Annotated in this window: 20 protein-coding genes and 4 pseudogenes; 5 read left to right on the plus strand and 19 right to left on the minus strand. The window is 64.3% G+C overall.

Translation table 11 applies throughout. The features are described from left to right. Positions 1-33: 33 nt before the first annotated feature. The 10 genes and pseudogenes from DIE23_RS34385 to DIE23_RS34425 form a co-directional block, all read right to left on the minus strand. Positions 34-294 carry a hypothetical protein gene (locus DIE23_RS34385; RefSeq protein WP_124616705.1) on the minus strand — a complete coding sequence of 87 codons (261 nt, stop codon included), beginning with the start codon at positions 292-294 and terminating at the stop codon, positions 34-36. 147 nt (positions 295-441) lie between these two features. Continuing rightward, complete coding sequence (locus DIE23_RS34390) at positions 442-1,398, minus strand: AraC family transcriptional regulator (protein WP_124616707.1); 957 nt, start codon at positions 1,396-1,398, stop codon at positions 442-444. A 215-nt stretch (positions 1,399-1,613) separates the two neighbouring features. Then, a complete protein-coding gene (locus DIE23_RS40770) occupies positions 1,614-2,093 on the minus strand; it encodes a GNAT family N-acetyltransferase (protein WP_311767840.1) in 480 nt (159 codons plus the stop codon). After that, a pseudogene (locus tag DIE23_RS40775) lies at positions 2,079-2,822 on the minus strand (SDR family oxidoreductase); the annotation flags it as partial. The gene DIE23_RS40770 and the pseudogene DIE23_RS40775, both read right to left, overlap by 15 nt. Positions 2,823-2,838: 16 nt before the next feature. Continuing rightward, positions 2,839-3,465 (minus strand): FMN-dependent NADH-azoreductase, encoded by a 627-nt coding sequence (locus DIE23_RS34400; protein WP_124616711.1) that lies wholly within the window; start codon positions 3,463-3,465, stop codon positions 2,839-2,841. A 22-nt stretch (positions 3,466-3,487) separates the two neighbouring features. Further along, positions 3,488-4,183, minus strand: coding sequence for a glutathione S-transferase N-terminal domain-containing protein (locus DIE23_RS34405; RefSeq protein WP_124616713.1), 696 nt, complete (start codon positions 4,181-4,183; stop codon positions 3,488-3,490). 145 nt (positions 4,184-4,328) lie between these two features. Further along, positions 4,329-4,874 (minus strand): carboxymuconolactone decarboxylase family protein, encoded by a 546-nt coding sequence (locus DIE23_RS34410; RefSeq protein WP_124616715.1) that lies wholly within the window; start codon positions 4,872-4,874, stop codon positions 4,329-4,331. Positions 4,875-5,055: 181 nt separating this feature from the next. After that, positions 5,056-5,691, minus strand: a complete 636-nt coding sequence (locus DIE23_RS34415; protein WP_124616717.1) for a nitroreductase family protein — start codon at positions 5,689-5,691, stop codon at positions 5,056-5,058. Positions 5,692-6,075: 384 nt separating this feature from the next. After that, complete coding sequence (locus DIE23_RS34420; protein ID WP_124616744.1) at positions 6,076-7,032, minus strand: AraC family transcriptional regulator; 957 nt, start codon at positions 7,030-7,032, stop codon at positions 6,076-6,078. Between the two features lie 292 nt (positions 7,033-7,324). Continuing rightward, a pseudogene (locus DIE23_RS34425) lies at positions 7,325-7,609 on the minus strand (cupin domain-containing protein); the annotation flags it as partial. 247 nt (positions 7,610-7,856) lie between these two features. Here DIE23_RS34425 and DIE23_RS34430 point away from each other — a divergent pair. Beyond that, positions 7,857-8,796 (plus strand): annotated as a pseudogene (locus DIE23_RS34430) (FAD-dependent oxidoreductase); the annotation flags it as partial. Positions 8,797-8,822: 26 nt separating this feature from the next. On the opposite strand, the gene DIE23_RS34435 reads toward DIE23_RS34430, so the two are convergent. Next, positions 8,823-9,233, minus strand: a complete 411-nt coding sequence (locus tag DIE23_RS34435) for an SDR family oxidoreductase (protein WP_260436313.1) — start codon at positions 9,231-9,233, stop codon at positions 8,823-8,825. A 202-nt stretch (positions 9,234-9,435) separates the two neighbouring features. Here DIE23_RS34435 and DIE23_RS34440 point away from each other — a divergent pair, with 202 nt between their 5' ends. The 4 genes and pseudogenes from DIE23_RS34440 to DIE23_RS40530 form a co-directional block, all read left to right on the plus strand. After that, a complete protein-coding gene (locus DIE23_RS34440) occupies positions 9,436-9,645 on the plus strand; it encodes a hypothetical protein (RefSeq protein ID WP_124616719.1) in 210 nt (69 codons plus the stop codon). Between the two features lie 57 nt (positions 9,646-9,702). Next, complete coding sequence (locus DIE23_RS34445) at positions 9,703-10,194, plus strand: DUF3788 domain-containing protein (RefSeq protein WP_124616721.1); 492 nt, start codon at positions 9,703-9,705, stop codon at positions 10,192-10,194. A gap of 133 nt (positions 10,195-10,327) precedes the next feature. Further along, positions 10,328-10,810: a GNAT family N-acetyltransferase gene (locus DIE23_RS34450; RefSeq protein WP_124616723.1), complete on the plus strand. Its 483-nt coding sequence runs from the start codon at positions 10,328-10,330 to the stop codon at positions 10,808-10,810. Positions 10,811-10,850: 40 nt separating this feature from the next. After that, positions 10,851-11,033 (plus strand): annotated as a pseudogene (locus tag DIE23_RS40530) (DUF2384 domain-containing protein); the annotation flags it as partial. A gap of 232 nt (positions 11,034-11,265) precedes the next feature. On the opposite strand, the gene DIE23_RS34460 reads toward DIE23_RS40530, so the two are convergent. From DIE23_RS34460 to DIE23_RS34495, 8 genes are all read right to left on the minus strand, one after another. Next, positions 11,266-12,192 (minus strand): aldo/keto reductase family oxidoreductase, encoded by a 927-nt coding sequence (locus DIE23_RS34460; protein ID WP_260436311.1) that lies wholly within the window; start codon positions 12,190-12,192, stop codon positions 11,266-11,268. A 2-nt stretch (positions 12,193-12,194) separates the two neighbouring features. After that, positions 12,195-13,619: a carbohydrate porin gene (locus DIE23_RS34465; protein WP_221623375.1), complete on the minus strand. Its 1,425-nt coding sequence runs from the start codon at positions 13,617-13,619 to the stop codon at positions 12,195-12,197. A gap of 132 nt (positions 13,620-13,751) precedes the next feature. Further along, positions 13,752-14,897, minus strand: a complete 1,146-nt coding sequence (locus DIE23_RS34470; RefSeq protein WP_124616727.1) for a Gfo/Idh/MocA family protein — start codon at positions 14,895-14,897, stop codon at positions 13,752-13,754. Then, positions 14,894-15,703 (minus strand): ThuA domain-containing protein, encoded by an 810-nt coding sequence (locus tag DIE23_RS34475; protein ID WP_124616729.1) that lies wholly within the window; start codon positions 15,701-15,703, stop codon positions 14,894-14,896. Before DIE23_RS34475 ends, DIE23_RS34470 begins: the two co-directional genes overlap by 4 nt. 94 nt (positions 15,704-15,797) lie before the next feature. Next, on the minus strand, positions 15,798-16,934 hold the full coding sequence (locus DIE23_RS34480; RefSeq protein WP_124616731.1) for an ABC transporter ATP-binding protein: 1,137 nt from the start codon (positions 16,932-16,934) through the stop codon (positions 15,798-15,800). Positions 16,935-16,971: 37 nt separating this feature from the next. Continuing rightward, positions 16,972-17,802, minus strand: a complete 831-nt coding sequence (locus DIE23_RS34485) for a carbohydrate ABC transporter permease (RefSeq protein WP_124616733.1) — start codon at positions 17,800-17,802, stop codon at positions 16,972-16,974. Position 17,803: 1 nt separating this feature from the next. Continuing rightward, positions 17,804-18,760, minus strand: coding sequence for a carbohydrate ABC transporter permease (locus DIE23_RS34490; protein WP_124616735.1), 957 nt, complete (start codon positions 18,758-18,760; stop codon positions 17,804-17,806). Between the two features lie 79 nt (positions 18,761-18,839). Then, positions 18,840-20,108, minus strand: a complete 1,269-nt coding sequence (locus tag DIE23_RS34495; protein WP_221623376.1) for an ABC transporter substrate-binding protein — start codon at positions 20,106-20,108, stop codon at positions 18,840-18,842. Between the last annotated feature and the right edge of the window lie 64 nt (positions 20,109-20,172).

The raw sequence follows: 20,172 nt of genomic DNA on the forward strand, positions 1-20,172 counted from the left end.
GTTGCCACGCTTCTCCGACCCTGTGGAACTGCTCTACGGGTGAAAAGCCGGCAACGTACCGTTGAGACGCTTGAAGATGCGGGTGATGACGGCGATCGCGATAGTCAGCGTGATGTCCGTCAGGCTGACCGAAGCCGCTCCACCCGCAACGCTTAGTACTTCGACTAAATTGGCAGTGACAAGATTGCGCAACTCTGCGGATGCGTTCGCTACCCGTCCAGTGGCGAACTTGCTGGCCCGCGCGCCGATCTCTGCGGCGACCGACTTGATGGCGGGAATGGCGAAGCGGTTCATGGCGTGACTCGTTCATCAGTGCGCTAGGAGTCTCCACTTTAGAGTCCCCGGATACTGACTTCGAGACTACGTTTCCTCAATAAAATGCCCGAAAGGATCAAACGCCAAAGCCGTTCGTTCAGCGCCGCACAGCGAGGGCGAAGCGCGCTATTCGGCTTCGTTCGCGAGACGCCGCCACTGCCCCGGCGTCATCCCCATCTTGTCGGTGAATACACGCCGGAATGCCGCGACGGATCGATACCCGATGAATTCCGCCACGGCCTCGGTGCTCACCGCCGGTTTCTTCAGTTCGTTGGCGGCCAGAGTCATCCGGATATCGGTGAGCAGTTCAGTTGCAGAACGTCCGAGCTTGTCCTGGAAGTGCCGCATGAAGGTCGCGCGCGACATGTTGCACAGGTCGGCCAACTCGGGCAGGCTCCACGGTCGCGCCGGGTCGGAGAACATCGCCGAAATGGCCGGGGCCAGTCGCGGATGGCCGGCGAGCGCGAGCAGTCCCGCCGGAGCTCGCCCGGACTCGCTCGCCGCGCGTAGTACTAGCGTGAACAGCGCCGAGGTCAGCGCGTTGAGAATCGCGTATCCACCCGGCTTTTCGCCGACCGACTCCATGCGCATCAGCCCGACGAGACTCGCCAGCTGATTCGACGCAGAGCCGATGTCGTCCTGGCCACCGCCGTCCACGGAGCGTACTGTCAGCGTCGTCGGCAAGTACCCGCGAATCAGCCGATCATGCGGTGGTCTGATGAAAAACCGCCCGCATAACATGTCCAAACGTTCGCCCGAGCCGTCGTTTTCGCTGAGCATCCATCCCGCGGAACCTTGGCGATTGTAGGTACGACCGGGCGTATGCCCGCTGCCATCGTGCAGCACGTGTGCCGCCCCGTGAGGTAACAATACGATGTCCCCACTCACCAGCTCCCTGACGGTCCCCGTACCGGTATCCTCGAGAACAGCGCGTCCTTCAAGCACGACGTGATACGGGATCTCGTGCGCGGCGGATGGACCCCAGGCCACATGCCATGGCGCGCCATAGGCGCACCGCACCTCCACCCGGCCGGTGACGGTGATCATTTGCAGCAAACGGCTCAGCCAGTCGATTTCGGACATGGGATATCGCAAACTGGAAGCGTCCATGCATTTTATTGCGGTTTCGTGCCTATCATAAGCGCCGCCGGACCTCGTTGCTGGAGCCGATCCGGCGCGCCGCACTCGGACGGACCCTGGAACGGATTTTCTCGCTGACGGCGACTCCCTCAACGATGTCTCGTCGCGGGATCGCAGTTCAACCTCGCCCCTTCGGTGAACGAACTTACACCGTTTTCTCAGACAAATCGTTTCCGGTACTGGACGAAATCCGATCGATCAGCGACGCGGTCGTAAAGCTGCATGGCATTTTGGTTGGTTCCCTGTGTAAGCCAGTACACGCGCGGTACCTCGCGAAGTCTCGCTTCGGCATAGACATGTTCGATCAGTGCGCGGCCTGCTCCACCGCCGCGCGCGTGGTCCGCAACGAACAGATCCTGAAGATAGCAGTAGTCTTGGGTCGTCCACGTCGATCGGTGATACAGCCAATGCACGAGCCCCAATGCCTGTTCGCCCGCCACTGCAAGCGCTGCATGCATCGGCTCCGACGGATCCATGAAGCGCGCCCACGTCGAGCACGTCCCGGATTCAGGAATATCGACGTCGTAAAAGCGCTGGTAGCCTTTCCACAACGGATACCAGGCGTCGAAATCGCCGTGAGCGACCGGCTTGATTTCGACGCGTTGCAGCGAATCCGCACGATCGCGCGAACGGCGCACCCACGCATCCAGGCCGATAAGGCCGACACGCGCTTCGCGTGACGGCACCAGCGAATCTTGCTGGAGCCGTCCGCCGAAATATCGCGCGTCCGGGTCCTTCACAACGCTGCGCCGGTCGCGGACCGCCTTCAAATAGCGGGCGACGATGTCGTCGAACGGCGCACGCTCCGGGCCGGCGATCTCGACGATCTCGTTCCGCGGCGTCGCGAGCGCCACTTCCGCTACGATGGCGGCAACGTCGTCGGCCGCGATCGGTTGAAGCAGCGCCGGCGGCAGCCTGACGAGATCGCCGTCCGTATGCGCGTCGGCGATGCTGCGCAGGAACTCGTGGAACTGCGTCGATCGGACGATCGTATAGGGGATGCCGGATTCCTCGATCAGTTTCTCTTGGGCGGCCTTCGCACGGTAATAGCCTTGGTCTGGTACGCGGTCGGTGCCGACGACGGACAGCACGACATGGTGCCGAACGCCCGCGGCCGCTTCCGCCGCGAGCAGATTGCGGCCGGCGGTCTCGAAGAATTCCAGCACCGCCAGGGCGTCGGACGAGCGTGCATCGGACAGGTCGATCACCACGTGCGCGCCGGCGACGGCTTCGTCGAGCCCTTCGCCGGTGAACACGTCGACGCCGCGTTTGCGCGACACGGCGACCACCTCGTGACCGCTTCCGTGCAGAACGGCAACCGTCTTCGCTCCGATCAGGCCGCTACCGCCGATCACGACAATCTTCATGATTTACGCTCCGTGGTCAGCGGTCGCACGCGGCCGCCCGGATGACCGAGACGTCGATTGCCGCAAGCGCCTGCTCCATTGCAAATGCGGCCTGATCCGGCGATAGAAACGCGGTGCCCTGCACGGGAAGGAACTGCAGCGTGTTCAGTCCGATGCAGCCGAACGCCGCCGAAAGGTACGGCGTCAGAAAATCCGGCTGATTCGCGCGCTCGCCGCTGAAGATGCCGCCGGCGGCGATGCCGATGAACACCGGGCGATCACGCAACAACCCGACCTTCCCGGTCGGCGTCGACTTCATCGTCCGGCCGACGCGCAGCACATGGTCGATCCACGCCTTGAAGACGGACGGAATAGTGAAGTTGTTCATCGGCGTCCCGATGACGATCACATCGGCCGCCTCGACGTCCTGAATGAGCGTTTCGGACAGTTCCAGCACGGCCTTCGGCGGGTTTGCCAACGTCTCTGGTGTCGACAGCGCCGTCGCGTAGCCGGACGTCGCGTGCGGCAGCGGAACGGCGCCGAAATCCCGCCGGCTGATGCTTGCGCCGGGCACGACCTCACGAAGCTTCGCGACGACCGCAGCCGACAGCTGGCGGCTGTGCGATTCCGCACGCGGACTGAAATCAATATGGAGGATGTTCATGCGATCGATTCCAATCGTTCCATCAGGCCGCGGCCACTTGCAGCCCGCGTTGCACCGCCGGCCGCGCGAGACCGCGCTCGAGCCATGCTTTCACGTGAACAAAGCGGTCGAAACCGACCAGTTCGCGCGCTTCGTAAAAGCCGATCAGGTTGCGCACCCAGCCGAGCATCGACATATCGGCGATGCTGTAATCGGCGCCCATCACCCAGTCACGTCCCACCAGGCGCTCGTCGAGCACGCCGAGCAGCCGCGCCGATTCCGTCGCGTAGCGGTTCAGCGGACGCTTGTCTTCATACGTCTTGCCGGCGAACTTGTTGAAGAATCCGACCTGACCGAACATCGGGCCGACACCACCCATCTGCCACATCAGCCACTGCAGGGTTTCGTACCGCATGTTCGGATCGGTCGACAGGAACTGTCCGGTCTTGTCGGCGAGATAAATCAGGATCGCTCCGGATTCGAAAAGCGCGAGCGGCCGGCCGCCGGGCCCGTTCGGATCGTAAATCGCCGGGATCTTGCCATTGGGGTTGAGCGCGACGAAGGCCGGGGCGCGATTCTCGTTAGCGAGGATATCGATGCGATGCGCGTCATACGCAAGGCCCGTCTCTTCCAGCATGATGCCGACCTTCACGCCGTTGGGCGTCGGCAACGAAAAGAGCTGGAGCCGATCGGGATGCCGCGCCGGCCAGCGCGTGAAAACGGGATGATTGAGTGTCACTTTCTTCTTCCTGCATTTACCGGGTCAAACGCGGGGCCCGGACACGTACCCGACACCATTCGTGGTCGCATCCGGGCGCTTCGGCGCTAGACCTACATCACGTCAACTCTCCGCGAACGCGCGGAGACGCGTGAGATGACAGTGGTCAGATCGAGCCCGCCGGCGGAACGGCGGGAAAGTCCTGCTCGGGATCGAACACGTTGTTGAAAAAGTTCGTCAGCGAATACATGGCCACGAGCGCGACGATCTCCATCACGTTCGCATCCGTGTAGCCGGCGTCGCGAACGGCTTTCAGATCGGCGTCGCCGACTTTTCCGCGCGTTTCGATGACCTTGCGTGCGAACTGGACGGCGGCGTCGCGCTTCGGATCGGTCGCGTGCCCCTTGCGGGCAAGAATGATTTCGTCGGTCGGCAGCTTCGCCATATGCTCGGCAGTCATGCTGTGAACCGTCAGGCAGTAGTTGCAGCCGTTCACCTCGGAAACGGCGAGCCCAATGCTGTCACGCGTCTTCACGTCGAGCGCCTTGCTCAGCGCGCCGAGCAACGTGGCCCATGCATTGAATGCGATCGGGCTCTGCGCGAAGCTCGCCATCATGGTCGGCGTGAATCCGATGTTCTTGGTAAACGCAGCGAGCGTCGCCTTCGATTCGGCCGGCACCTGTTCCGGCGTGAGCACTGTAGTCCTTGTCATCATAATCTCCGTGAATGACTGGTATCACTGATCGAGGAAAGCCCGTGCAGGCGCCATCCGTCGGGTTGCTTCGTCCCCGGGGCCCGGGTCGAAATGGGTTTTCGAGCGGGAAGTACGCTGCGATTGACGCGCGCCGGACACCCGCTCGGTCGTCCGGTACGGTCGCCACCGTGGCGGCCGCTTATACGAGGTCCAGCACTTCGGTCACCGGACGACGCGGCTTCTGCGCCCAGTTCCCCGGACGCTCGACGCCGATCGCCAGCAGCATGACCGGCACTTCGTCGTCGGCCAGCCCGAACTCGCGGTGCACGGCGTCGGCATCGAAACCGATCATCGGCGTCGAACCGAGACCGAGCGAGCGGGCCGCGTAAATCATCGCCGCGGCGCCGAACGTCGCAGTGCGCACCGCCTCGTCACGGCGGCGTTGCGGGTACTCCATGTAGAGATTGCGTGCGGGAATTTCCCATTCGGCCACCATCGGCGCCGGCATCACGCCAGCGTCGACCAGCGGCGCGAGACGCTCGGGGATCACGCTGGTCTCGACCAGTTGGCCGCAGACGATGAACGTAACCGCCGCATCGGTGACCGCCGGCTGATTCCATGCGATCGGACTCAACCGCGCCTTCGCTTCACGCGTACGTACGGCGATGAAGCGCCAGTTCTGCAGGTGGAAAGACGTCGGCGCGCTCGTGCCGATTCGCACGAGCTCCCGGATCTGGTCATCGCTCAGCGTCGCGTCCGGGTCGTAGTATTTCGCGGCGCTTCGGCTCAGGATGCATTCGATCACGGCGTTGGTCATGGCAGTTCCGTTGCTCATGGTCACTCCTTAGGTGAGGAAATCAGTTCAAGTACTTGCGTTCTTTCGCGCCATGCGATCGCGAGAATCGCGATACCTTTCATCGTGCGGCTCGTTCACCGGCGCGCTAGGAGTCTCCACTTTAGAGTTCCCGGATACCGATTTCGAGACTACGTTTGCTCAATAAAATGCTGGAAAGGATCAAGCGCGGAAGTGGTCGATTCGTCGGCTGCGAGGCCGCGTGGCCGCGTGGCGCAAGCCATTTCGTCTCGACGGGATCGAGCATTCAGAAGGCGACCGAGGTAGACGAGCGCGCCAAAGGCCGCTCGTGTGCGAGACGCGATCGCTGCTCCGTGTCTACCCGTTCAGCGCTTCGTTCAGGCTGCATACCGACGTGGAAGCGCGTCATTGGACTTCGTCGGTCCGACGCCGCCACTGCCCCGGTGTCATTCCCATCTTGTCGGTGAACACCCGCCGGAATGCCGCGACCGATCGATACCCGATCGACTCGGCCACGGCCTCAGTGCTGATCGCCGGTTTCTTCAGCTCGTTCGCGGCCAGCGTCATCCGGATGTCGGTGAGCAGTTCCGTGGCCGAACGCCCCAACTTGTCCTGGAAGTGCCGCATGAAGGTTGCACGCGACATGTTGCATAGATCGGCGAGTTGCGGCAGGCTCCACGGTCGCGCCGGTTCGGCGAACATCGCCGAAATGGCCGGCGCCAATCGCGGATGGCCGGCCAGCGCGAGCAGCCCCGCCGGAGCTTGCCCGGACTCGCTCGCAGCACACAGCACCAGCGTGAACAGCGCGGAAGTCAGTGCGTTCAGTATCGCGTATCCGCCGGGCTTGGCGCCGACCGACACCATTCGCATCAGCTCGACAAGACTGGCGAGCTGGCTCGACGCGGAGCCGATGTCGTTCTCGCCACCGCCGGTCACGTACCGCACCGTCAGCGTCGTGGGCAGGTAGTCGCGAATCAGCCGATCATGCGGTGGTCTGATGAAAAACCTCCCGCACAGCAGGTCCAGACGTTCACCCGGACCATCACGCCCGCTGAGCGTCCATCCACTGGATCCGTGACGATTGCAGGTCCGGCACTGCACATGTCGGCTGCCGTCGTGCAGCACGTGTGCGGCCCCGTGCGGCAACAGCACGATGTCTCCGCTTACCAGTTCCCTGATCGATCCGGTGCCGGCATCCTCGAGGACGGCGCGACCCTTCAGCACGACGTGGTACGGAATCTCGTGCGCTGCGGCTCGCGCCCGGGTCAACTGCCGCGGCGAACCGCAGCCGCAGCGCACCTCCAGTTCGCCGGTGACGGTAATCATTTGCAGGAGCTGGCTCAGTGAGTCGACTTGGGACATAGGCTTTCGAAGTTCGGATTCGCCGTGCACTGCGTTGACGTCGACGCTGATCATCGTCGCGGCGCCGGGCATGCCGCTGCGTATTGCACGCCGACGTGACCGACACCTCCATACGGATCGCAAACACGGTTCGCCCCGCGGGTCTCCGGCACGGCACTGTGCGTACAAGACGCACGTAGCGGCAGATCCGTGATGTTCAGGATCGAATGCGTGGCCAAAACCGCCGACAACCAACCGTCCTGGCCGATGACGCGCTTCGCTTTGATGTTCGCGACGCAGCCGGGATTTTTCAGCCGGCGTGATACACGCGCACTTCGCCGTCGTTCACCTTTGATTCGATCGCCCCCGACACCACGTACGCGTAAATGAATGCGGACTTCGCGTGGAAGTGCGGTGTGGAAGCGGCACCCGGCGGGTACTCGACCTCCACTGCGACGAGCGACTTGCCCGGCAGATTTGGGATCGCTTGTTCAGAATTCGGCTTCACGATTTCGCCGGCTTCACTCGCGGCGGCGCCGGCGATCGCGAAAATGGCAGAGGTCGCGAAGACCGCAATCAGAATCGGACGGACGTTCATCGTCGGCTCTCCCGTGTTGGCGTTCGAATTCTGTACCATCGATGGTACGAACTGAAGAACCAAGAACTCCGATTTATGTGTGTACCAAGAAAGCCGTCGAATGAGACGATCGAGCAGCATGTTGCGCCTTTCACGCATTCACGAACCGATGCGTACTACCTAGACTGGGCGCAGGCCGTAACCGACGCGCCGCTACAGAAAACGTGACGCGATCATCACATCCGGCCGCTCGATCGGGAGTTGGGCAATGCGCACGATCTCTACGAATGTCGCCGTCATCGGAGCGGGCACCGCGGGGCTGGCTGCTTATCGCGCGGCGCGCGCAGCGGGCGCCACGGCCGTCATCATCGAGGGCGGCCCGTACGGCACGACCTGCGCGCGCGTCGGCTGCATGCCGTCGAAACTGCTGATCGCGGCCGCTGAGGCCGCGCACGCAGCAAACCACGCGGCACCGTTCGGTATCGCGGTCGGTAACGTGCACGTCGACGGCGAAGCGGTGATGGCGCGCGTGCGACGTGAACGCGACCGTTTCGTCGGATTCGTCGTCGACGGCCTGTCGCTGCGCTGATGGAACGACGACCGAGGCGACCTACGAGTACGTGCTCGCGGCCACCGGCAGGCAACCCGACGTCCGCAATCTGGGACTCGCGAACACGTCGATTGAACTCGGCGAACACGGTGTCCCGCAGTTCGACCCACATACGTTGCAGGTCCACGGGCACCCGGTGTTCATCGCGGGCGACGCGAATGGCATCCTGCCGCTCCTGCCCGAAGCAGCAGATGAAGGCCGCACGGCCGGCCGCAACGCCGCGCGATATCCGGACGTCGCGAAAATCGAGCGGCGGGCGCGACTTGCGATCGTGTTTTCCGATCCTCAAATCGCCCTCGTCGGCGCACGCCATCGCGAGTTGCCCGAGGATACCTTCGTGACAGGCGAGGGCAGCTTCAAAGACCAGGGACGCAGCCGGGTGATGCTCAAAAATCGCGGGCGCGCGCATGTCTACGTCGATCGTGCAACGCGACGATTCGTCGGCGCGGAAATGCTGGGGCCGTCCGCCGAGCATATCGGCCATTTGCTCGCGTGGAGCCTTCAGATGGGTTTGACTGTCGATGCAATGCTCGCGATGCCGTTCTATCACCCGGTCGTTGAAGAAGCGCTTCGCACGGCGCTCCGGGATACCGCGGCGAGCTCGCGGCGGTACGGTAGCGCATGTCAGTGGCCGCCGCTTTGGCCGCCGTCGACATGCAGGATCACTCCGATGACGAACGGTGCAGAGTCTAGAAAGAGGATGGCCTCGGCGATATCGCTCGTTTCGCCCAGGCGTCCGACAGGGTTGAAGGCTCCCAACGCTTCGTGGAATTCCGATGCGTGCATCGGCGGCGTGATGTGATGGAAACCCGCCATGTTTACGTTCATCACGGCCGCGTAGTCGTTGGCCGTGTGTTCGGTGAAAGGCTTTCCGATGTACATGCCAGCATTGTTTACCAGCGTATCGATCCTCCCGAACCGCGCGACGCCTTCGGTAATCACGCGTCGGGCCGTCGTTCGATCGCCTACGTCGCCGGCAATGCACAGAATGTTGCCGTTGTCCGATGGCTTGATCGAACGTGATGTCGCGACGATCCGGTAATCGAACTATCGAAATGCCTCGACGACTTTTGCGCCGATGCCTTGCGACGCCCCGGTGACGACGACAACCTTCTGCGACTTGTTCATGCTTTACGCGCAAGAATTGAACAAGAAATCACGGTTGCGTTTCGCCGTGTTGTCTTTTCATTCTTGATCATCACCGGTGTGAGCGGAAGAACCAGGATTCCAGTCTTCCGTGCGTGCCAAGAATGGACGTTCAGGCCCTCCGGTTGTGCTCGTCGGAAAAATCACGCGATGCCGGGCTGGTGGCCTTTTTCTCAATGAAGGCAGCGCCGGAGATTTGCTGCGCCCATCGGCGCCAGGGAAAGTGGTCCGCGCCGCGTTGATCTTTTTGAGCATTTCATTGAGCAAGTTCAGTCTCGAACCGGTGATCCCGGAGATCTAAAGTGGAAGCTCGTTGGCTGCATGACGCAGCTGTCCTACGAGGAGGCGTTGTCAAAGCATGGAACAGGTCCCCGAGATTGGTGACAGAATCACCAATAAATTAGCTCCGCCCGATGGGCGCACAGTCCGCAACTGGATCGGCCAGAACGCCTTCGAGCACTGGCGAAAGCTGCAGAGCTGGATTGAGGCATCCTACCCCGGTACGTTTGAGCCAGACTGGATTTACGGAGGCAAGAAACGCGGTTGGTCACTGCGGTACAAGAAGACCAGAGCGCTCTGTACCTTGGTACCGGCATACAAGCAGTTTTCGGTTCTCGTGGTCCTTGGCAGAGCCGAGCGAGAAGAGTTTGAGGAGCGGCGTTATTCCTGGAGCTCGAAGTTGGTCAAGCTCTACGATGAAGCGCGAGCATACCCAGACGGGAAGTGGGTGACTATTGAAATCTCATCCGCGGATGACTGGCACGAGGTGACCGATCTAATAGGCATGAAGCGCCGTCCCGTCGACACGCTGGGGAAAACCGCCCTCTCAGGCCGCGCCCGGCAAAGTTGAGAGCGTCCCGCTCTCCATGTGGTTCGAGGTACTGCAAGTCCATCGGTCATGTCTCATTGAGTTGATCTGGTCTTGTACCTTTTGGACAGGTCACAGGTCTTGTAAATTGACGGCCGGACGGCAAGGAGCGCTCATGAACAGTTTTCAACTTCATCATCTCGACTGCGATCAGGACTACACGGCCGCTTTCAGTGTCATGCGAGAATTGCGTCCCCACCTGACGGACGCTATCGCATTCACCGAGCAGGTGCGACGCCAAGCCGAGCAGGGATATCGCATCCTGGCTGCTTTACAGGGCGACGAAGTAGTCGCGTTGGCCGGTTATCGCGTCCAGGAGAACTTGCTGTATGGGCGTTTTCTCTATGTCGACGATCTGGTGACCACCGCAGGCGTCCGCCAGCACGGACTTGGTGCGATGTTGATCGACGCGTTGCGCGAAGAAGCGCGTAAGCAGCGCTGCGCGAACCTCGTGCTCGATACCGGCCTTGGAAATTCTCTCGCACAACGCTTCTACTTCCGTCAGGGTTTGCTGGCTTTTGGCATGCATTTCCGCCAGCCGCTTCAAGCCCACACAACGGCCGACACGTCCGATTCCGCCCTGAAGCCAGATAGATGAGCACCGCCGTCTGGAAGACACGTGAAGGTTGAGTACGGGGGCGCTCCGGATCATCCGAGTTGCAACCGATATCTCCGGGGAAATACAGAGCACGCTCTTCTGGTATCGCAATGAGCCGTTGCCGACCTTTGACTACAAGACTGCTGAACAGCTAGTGTCGGAAGGACGCGTTGACGACTTGCTTCGCTACGTCGCTTCGATCGAGACAGGTGCGGCCGGCTAACGCTGAAAGCTTGCGCACGGGTCTGCAAAATAACGGTTACTCTCGGCTCAAAGCCGACCTACGATCCATGTTCAGTGACGCAAGACAGGGAGCGGGGCTTACCGGGCTGGACGTCGTTCCGCGGTATGTTGCCTGCCCCACCTCTTCAAACGCCCGGCTCGCATCGGCAATCGTCGATCATCGCTTCGCTCATTCTTTCCCCGGGTTCCTGTCACATTGACGGATCGACCGATCACGGCACATCGTCGCCACGCGCCGCACGCAGCAACTCGAACCATGCGTCGTGCTCGAGCGCGAGATGCGTCGCGGCAACCGCTTCGCGCAGCGCGGCGATCCGGCTCGACCCGACGATCGGCAGCGGCCGGCACGGCAGCGCCAGCAGCCACGCGAACACGGCTGTCGCCGCCGACACGCCGAATTCGCGACCGACCCGCGCCGCGCATTCGCGGACGCGAATTGCCGCCCGCGTCGAATCCGTCAGCACGCGGCCGCCCGCCAGCGGCGACCACAGCATCGGCGGACAGCGCCACTGCTGCGCCTGGTCGAACGTGCCGTCGTCGAGCGGCGCGAGATGCAGCGGCGAGCATTCGACCTGGTTCGTCGCGAGCGACATCCCGTGCGTGGCCATCCGGTCCTGCAGCAGCGCCGCCTGCGACGGCGAAAAATTGGATATCCCGAATCCCATCACCTTTCCTTCCCGCCGCAAGCGCGCGAATGTCGCCGCGACTTCGTCGGCGTCCATCAGCGGATCGGGACGGTGCAGCAGCAGCAGGTCGATCCGGTCGGTATGCAACGCGCGCAGCGACTGTTCGACAGACGCGACGATATGCGCCGCACGCGTGTCGTAGCGCTTGAACCGGTACGCGGGCCGCCGCCCGGAAACGAGCTGGATCCCGCACTTCGTGACGAGCCGGATCCGTTCGCGCAGAGGCGGCGCATCGGCAAGCACTTCGCCGAATAACGCCTCGGCCGTGTAGTCGCCGTAGATGTCCGCGTGATCGAAGCTCGTCACGCCCAGTTCGAGCGCTGCCTCGATCAGCGCGCGGCGCTCGGCGCGCGACAACCGCCAGTCGGCGAGCCGCCACATCCCGAACACGATGCGCGAGAACGGCATCGCATCGCCGCCCATCGCGATCGTCGGACAACGTTCCGTCGTCATGCTCACCACCACCATTCGACCTGCGCGCCGACCGTCGAGCCGCTGCGCGACGTGCCGAAGATGCCCGTCGTCGACAGCGGATCGCCAGGCGCCGCCGCATCCTGCGCGGCCTGGTTCCAGCGCGCGTACGTGTAGAACACGCGGAATTCCGGCCGCGACCAGAACGCGCGATCCATCGCGAGCGTCAGCGCGACGCTGGCCTTCAGCAGCGTGCGCGTCGGCCCGCCCGCCGGCGTCACGCGGTCGTGGCCAAGATCACCCTGCAGCTTGATATGCTGCGTGAACGCGTACACCGGACGCACGCCCATCGACACCCAGGTCTGCGAGCCGCCCCCCGGCGCGATGTCGCGCTCGTAGATGCCGACCACCTGCCCGCTGAAGTTCTGCGTGGCCTGCCAGTCGAATGCGTCGAGCACGCGAAAGCTCTTGTAGCGGTTGTCGTTCGTCAGCGTGCCCGTATAGCTCAAGCCGGTGCCCGGGCCGACGCCATACTGGAACGCGAGCTTGTTCTTGCCGCCGAGCAGGTTGGTCTGCACGTGCTGCACCGTGAACGACCAGCCGCCGTGCGTGTCCTGCATCACGCCGTTCGCATTCAGGATCGGCGCGCGGGACGGGATGTACGACAGCCCGAACTGCAGCTCGCCGCCGGGGTTCGGATGCACGCCGGACAGTTGCAGGTCATGCCGCGTCGCATAGTTCGGCTGGTCGATGTAGTCCTCGCGGAACAGCGCGTAGCTGAGCTTCAGGCCGCCGCCGATCGACACGTTCTCGATCCCCGCGCCGAGGCCGCTCGGGTTCCAGTAGAAGAAATCGTTCATGTGGACGTCGTTGCGCCGGTAGTAGATGCGGCCGAACCAGATCCGCGCGCTGTCGAGGCCTGGAATGTCGGTGAGCTGCACGTACGACTGCGGCATGCGGATGCGCCCGTGATCGCCATTGAAGGTCGGCGTGCGATCGAGATCGTTGACGAGGCTCGCCATCCCGACCGCCGAAAGCTGCATGCCGTTCGCGAACTTGTAGAGCGTCTGGTCGATTTCCAGTTCGCTGTAGATCTGGCATTCGTTGCCGAGCCGGTACTTGCTCGGCGCGCCCGGCAACTGGAAGCAAGCCTGCGTGTGGCTGTCGCTCGTGCCGACGCCGGCCCGCAGGTAGCCGTGGAACTGCGTCCACGGCGTGAGCTGGTTCCAGGCCGAAGACGGCGTCGGCGTGACCGTGTTGGCCGGGCTCGTGTCGGCCGGCACGACGCCTGTCGCCTGTGCCTGCCCGGCCGCCTGGTTCGCGACGATGGCCGGCGCGTCCGTGCCGGCATCCTGTGCCGCGTAGAGCGCCGTCGAGCAGACCGCGAGCGACAACGCGGCAGCGAGCCGCCTGCGCGTGAACCGGGTCCGTGCGATGCCGCGCATGCCGCGGCCTGCTTCTTCGATCATGAACGTGTCTCCAAACGTTGTTGTCGTGCCGCGTGCGTTGCGCGGAATCGATCTGAATTCTTGCGGCGTTGCCTGTTGCCCATACGGCAGGCCGACGCGGCGGACGATGCCGCCTGCCGGCCCGCCGGCGCATCACTGCGCGACGTCGAGGTCCAGCACGGGCGCGGCGGCAGCCGCCGGCTCCGCCGCGTGGATGCGGATCGGCTCGCCCGCGGCAGCGCTCGCATAGATCGCGTCGAGAATCTCCATCACGATCAGCCCTTCCTCGCCGGGCGCCGGATGCGGGACATCGCACAGGATCGCTTCCGCGTAGTCGTACATCGCCGAATGCGCGCCGTCCGCCGGCGGGTTCAGGCGCATGTCGAACTGCGCGCCGTTCTGCTCGACGAAGATGTGCGCGTCGAACGTGTAGCCTTCGTCCAGGTTCTTCTGCAGCAGCCCCGCACGCGTGCCGAGCAGCCGCGTTTCCATCAGTTCGGCTTCCTGGATGTTGGTCGCCCACGACGCCTCGAGCGCGAGCGTCGCGCCATTGTCGAAGCGAATCAGCGCGGCGGCGAGATCCTCTACGTCGAAGGTCTTGCCGGCACGCGTCGCCAGCTCGCGCGCGATCGGGTCGTACGTGCTGCCCATCACCCACACGGGCTTCGGATAGCCCATCAGCCACAACGCGAGATCCAGCCGATGCACGCCGAGATCGATCAGCGGACCGCCGCCCGCGAGCGCCTTGGTGCCGAACCAGCCGCCGAAGCCGGGCATCCCGCGCCGGCGGTGCCACATCGTGCGGCCGAAGTAGAAATCGCCGAATACGCCCGCCTCGACCTGCGCCTTCAACGCGCGGGACTGCGCGCTGAAGCGGTACGAAAAATTGATCATCAGCCGCTTGCCGGCGCGCTGCGCGGCGATCAGCATCTCGCGGCCCTCGTCCGCGTCCATCGCCATCGGCTTCTCGCACAGCACGTGGCAGCCGGCGTCAAAAGCGGCGATCGTCAGCTCGCGATGGAACTTGTTCGGCGTGCAGACGCTGACGACGTCCAGCGACTCGGCCGCCAGCATCGCGTCGGCCGTCGCATAGCGCGCGTCGATTCCGAACGCGTCGCCGACCTTCGCGAGCCGCTTCGCGTCCGGATCCGCGATCGCGGCAACGTCGACGTCCGGATGCTCACGCCAGCCCTCGATGTGCTTGCGCCCGATGCCGAGCCCGATCACGCCGACGCGCAGGCGGCGGCCGCGCGCGATGGCCGCCGCTTCCGGCAGTTCGACCTTGTAGTCGTCGTTCATGCGATGTCTCCGTGGCTTTGCTGGATGCCGACCTGCGCGAACTGCGCGCCCTTCTCGCTCAGCTTCTCGAGCGGCGGCGACATCGGGCAGCGGTCCGCGAGGTTCACGCGCGGCGCGGCCCACTGCACCGCGTTGGCGATCACACGCTGCACGTTGCGGTCGTGATAGGTCGGGTAGGCCTCGTGACCGGGGCGGAAATAGAAGATCCGGCCGTGGCCGCGCTCCCAGCAGCAGCCCGAGCGGAACACCTCGCCGCCTTCGAACCACGAGATGAAGACGGTCGAATCCGGCTGCGGAATGTCGAAACGCTCGCCGTACATCTCCTCGTGCTGCAACTCGAAATACTCGCCGAGCCCCGCCGCGATCGGGTGCGACGGCTCGACCACCCACAGCCGCTCCTTCTCGGCCGCCTCGCGCCACTTCAGCGAGCAATGCGTGCCGAGCAGGCGGCGGAAGATCTTCGAGTAGTGGCCCGAATGCAGCACGATGAGGCCCATCCCTTCGAGGACGCGGCGCTGCACGCGCTCGACGATCTCGTCGGAGACCTTCGCGTGCGCCTTGTGCCCCCACCAGATGAGCACGTCGCACGCGTCGAGCCGCGCTTCGGCAAGCCCGTGCTCGGGCTGGTCGAGCGTCGCGGTTCCGATCTCGAGCGGCAGCGCGCCCGGATCGAGCGCCGGCGTCTCGGCCAGCGCGCTCGCGATCACCGCATGCAGGCCGTCCGGGTAGATCGCGCGGACGCCCGCGTCTTCGCGTTCGTGCTCGAACTCGTTCCAGACGATCACCGAAAGCTTGTTATTTTGCATACCTTTCCTTTATCGATATTGAGGCGCCAGTTCGAAAGCGGCGAAGCGCCAACGCCGCCCGTAAAGGGTGACCTGGTCCGGCCGGACCTCGCGCTCAGACAGCCGCGAGCGTCCGCCCGGCCGGCTCGCGCAACGTGCGCGCCGCCGCGCGCCCGTCCGCATGAAACAGATGCAATGCATCGGCCGGCAGCTCGACGCGCAACCGGTCGCCGATGCGCACGTCGTCGGCGCTCGTCTTCGCGACGAGCGGCTGCGCCCCGAGCGGCGTGTCGAGATACAGATAGGTGTGCTCGCCCATCTGCTCGACGTGCGCGACTTCGCCCGTCACGCTGCCCGTGCCAAGCTTTACGTGTTCGGGACGGATGCCGAGCGTGATCGCCTGCCCGGCCTCCAGCCCTTCACCCGACACGCTCGCGCCTAACGCGTGGTCGCGCGCCTGCGCGCGGACTTCGCCGATGCCGGGCGACACGACGACCGCAGGCAGGAAATTCATCGCCGGCGAGCCGATGAAGCCCGCAACGAATTGGTTGGCCGGCCGGTGATACAAGTCGAGCGGCGTACCGACCTGCGCGATGCTCGCGATCCCGCTGCGCCCTTCGAGCGGCCGCAGCAGCACGATCTTGTCGGCGAGCGTCATCGCCTCGACCTGGTCGTGCGTCACGTAGATCATGCTGGTGCTGTTCAGCTCGCGATGCAGCTTCGCGATCTCGACGCGCGTCTTCACGCGCAGCGCGGCATCGAGGTTCGACAGCGGCTCGTCGAAGAGAAATACTTTCGGCTTGCGGACGATCGCGCGGCCGATCGCGACGCGCTGCCGCTGGCCGCCGGACAGCGCGCCCGGCTTGCGTTCGAGCAACTCGACGAGCCGCAGCGAATCGGACGCGAGCCGCACGCGGCGGTCGATCTCGTCCTTCGGCAGCCGCAGGTGGCGCAGGCCGAACGCCATGTTCTCGTACACGGACATGTGCGGATACAGCGCATAGCTCTGGAACACCATCGCGATATCGCGCTTCGCAGGCGCGAACGCGTTCACGCAACGGCCGTCGATCCACACGTCGCCCGCGCTCTGCTCCTCGAGGCCGGCGATGATCCGCAGCAGCGTCGACTTGCCGCAACCCGACGGGCCGATGAACACGCAGAATTCGCCCGGCTCGACCGTGAGGTTCACGTCCGTGAGGATCGGCGCCGCGCCGAACTGCTTGTGGAGACCGCTCAACTTGATCTGACTCATGATTTCCTCCTGATCCCGACAACCGGCCCGAATCGGGTCAGCCTTTCACCGCGCCGGCCGTCAGGCCGGACACGATATGCCGCTGGAACACCAGCACCAGCGCGACGAGCGGCACCGTGACGATCACCGACGCGGCCATGATGGTTCCCCATGGCAGCTCGAAGCTGCTCGCGCCAGAGATCATCGTGATCGCGACGGGCACCGTGCGCTGGCCGGACGAGATCGTGAACGTCAGCGCGAACAGGAACTCGTTCCACGCGGCGACGAACGCGAGCAGCGACGTTGCCGCGAGCGCGGGGCGCAGCAGCGGCATGAAGATGCGGAAGATCATCGTCAGCACGCCGACGCCGTCGACGAGCGCGGCCTCCTCCAGCTCGCGCGGCAGCTCGCGCATGAACGTGACGAGCACCCAGATCGTGAACGGCAGCGTAAAGATCAGGTCCGTCAGCACGAGCGCACCGAGATGGTCGTACAGGCCGAGCGCGCGGATCAGCTCGAACAGCCCCGACAGGATCGCGACCTGCGGAAACATCGACACGCCGAGGATGCACATCATCAGCACACCGCGCCCACGGAACGACACGCGGCCGAGCGCATACGCGGCGAGCACCGACACCGCGAGCGACAGCGCAACCGCGCCTCCCGCGACGAGTGCGGAGTTCAGCAGGTATGCGCCGAACGGCTGGTCGCGAAACAGCTGCCGGTAGTTGTCGAGCGACGGGCTCGCGGGCAGCAGAGACGTGTCGTAGAGCGCGTTGCCATGCTTCAGCGACGTGCCGATCATGTAGACGAACGGAAACAGCGCGACCACCAGCACGAGCGCCGACAGCAGCCCGTGGATTGCCACTTCGAGCGGATGCTTCTTCATCTCACGCCTCCTGCATCCGGTTGCGGCTGACCGCCATATAGCCGATCGTGAACAGCACGATCGTGACGAACAGCAGCATCGCCGCTGCCGAACCGAACCCGACCTGCTGGAAATCGATGAGCTGCTCGCGCACGTAGACCGACATGCTCTTCGTCACGCGGCTGTTCGACGTCATCACGTAGATCAGGTCGAACACGCGCAACGCGTCGAGCGAGCGGAACACCATCGCGACGAGCATGCCCGGCACGATCAGCGGCAGCGTCACCGAGCGGAACATGCGCCAGCGCGGCACGCCGTCGACCCGCGCGGCCTCGTAGCAGTCGCGCGGCACGGTCTGCAGCGCGGCGAGCATCAGCAGCGCCATGAACGGCGTCGTCTTCCACACGTCGACGAGCACGATGGTCGGAAACACGAGCCGTGCATCGGCCGTGAACGCGAGCGGCTCGTGGATCGCGCCGATCGACATCAGCATCGCGTTGACGATCCCGAACTGGTCGTTGAGCATCCAGCTCCAGACCTTCGCGGACACGACGGTCGGAATCGCCCACGGCACCAGCACCGCCGCGCGCAACAGCGTGCGCAGCCGCGACGGCGTATCGAGCAGCAGCGCGACGCCGAGGCCCGTGAGCGTCTCGAGCGTCACCGACACCACCGAGAACAGCACGGTGTTGCCGACCGCCTGCCACCAGTCCGGGTCGCGCAGCACGCCCGCCGGGCCAATGTAGTTGTCGAGACCGACGAATTGGCGCAACGACAGGTTCGCGAGCTGCGCGTCGGTGAAGCTGAACCACGCGGTGCGCAGCAGCGGCCAGCCCGCGATCGCCGCGAGCGTCAGCAGCGCGGGCGCCACCAGCAGCCAGGCCTGCCGCTCTCGCGCCTGCACGAGCCGCGCACGCGCGCGCGGCGGCTCGCCATAACATAGAGGATTACTATTTATCTCGATGCTTCCGGTACGCATTCGATGTCTCCTGACGGGGCGGTGCCCGATGGTGGCCGACCGACGGCCGGCCGTGCCGGTCAAGCCGGCGGCAACGCGCTCAATGCCAGTTGCCGGCCGGCGCGAGGCGATTCAGCGACGCGGCGAGCCGGGCGAGCGAGGCCGATGCACTGTCGCTGCCGGCGAGTACGTCGTGCACGGCGTTCCAGAACTGGTTGCTGACCTGGTTGTACTTCGCGCCGGTGACGGTGGACGGCCGCGCGACGGCGCTGCTGAAGGTCGGCAGCAGGTCAGCCATGAACGGGTTCGCGCGCAAGATGTCGCCGTCCTTGTAGAGGGCCGGCATCGTCGGGTTGAACGACGCCTGCACCGCACGCATCTTCTGCACCTCGGCACTCGACAGGTACATCACGAGATCGGCCGCGAGCTTCGGGTTCGGCGAGTAACGCGACACGGCGAGCTGCCAGCCGCCGAGCGCGGCGGCCGGGCGGCCGTCGACACCGCCCTTCGGCAGCGGCGCGATGCCGACCTTGCCTTTGATCAGGCTGCCCGCGCGGTTCGCGATCGCCCACGCGTACGGCCAGTTGCGCATGAATACGGCATTGCCGGACTGGAACACGCCACGCGCTTCTTCTTCGCCATAGTTCAGCACGGCCTTCGGGCTGATCGTGCCGACCCATTTCGCAGAGGTTTCGAGTGCCTTGATCGCGCCCGGGTTGTCGATCGTCACGCGGCCCTTGTCGTCGATCACGGTGCCGCCGTTGTAGCTGCTGACCCATTCGAGCGCGTCGCAGGTCAGCCCCTCGTATGCGCGGCCCTGCCACACGTAGCCCCACAGCTTCTCGTTGCCCGCGGCACGCTCGTCGGCCTGGATCTTGCGCGCGGTCGCGTCGAGTTCTTCCCACGTCGACGGCACCTTCAGGTGGTGCTTGTCAAGCAGGTCCTTGCGGTAGTAGAGGAGGCCCGTGTCGATGAACCACGGCATCGCGACGAGCTTGCCGTTCACGGTGTCGTTCGCGACGACGCTCGGAAACGACTGGCTTTCCTGGCCCTTGCTGTACGGCTTCAGGTCGATCAGGTGGTTCGCGAGGATGCCCGGCCAGACCGTGTCGATCTGCATCACGTCGATCTTGTCCGAGCCGCTGCCGAGCAATTGCTGGTAGAGCGCGATCGTTTCGCTTGAGTTGTTCGGCATGCTGATGAACTCGACCTGGTTGCCAGTCTTCGCCGCCCATTGCTTCGCGGATACCTGGCAAACGTCCTGGTCGACACCCGCCGCTCCGCACGCGATCCGCAGCGTCGCCGCGGCCGCCGGGCCGGCGGCCATCGCGAGCGCCATTGTCAGCAAGCCTGCCTTGATCTTCATCATCGAGTGTCTCCGTCCCATGCAAAGGGTGTTGTTCGATTCGTGCACCTCGGTGCCGCGAATGCGC

Origin of the sequence: Burkholderia sp. Bp9143, assembly GCF_003853645.1 — a bacterium.
Lineage (GTDB): Bacteria > Pseudomonadota > Gammaproteobacteria > Burkholderiales > Burkholderiaceae > Burkholderia.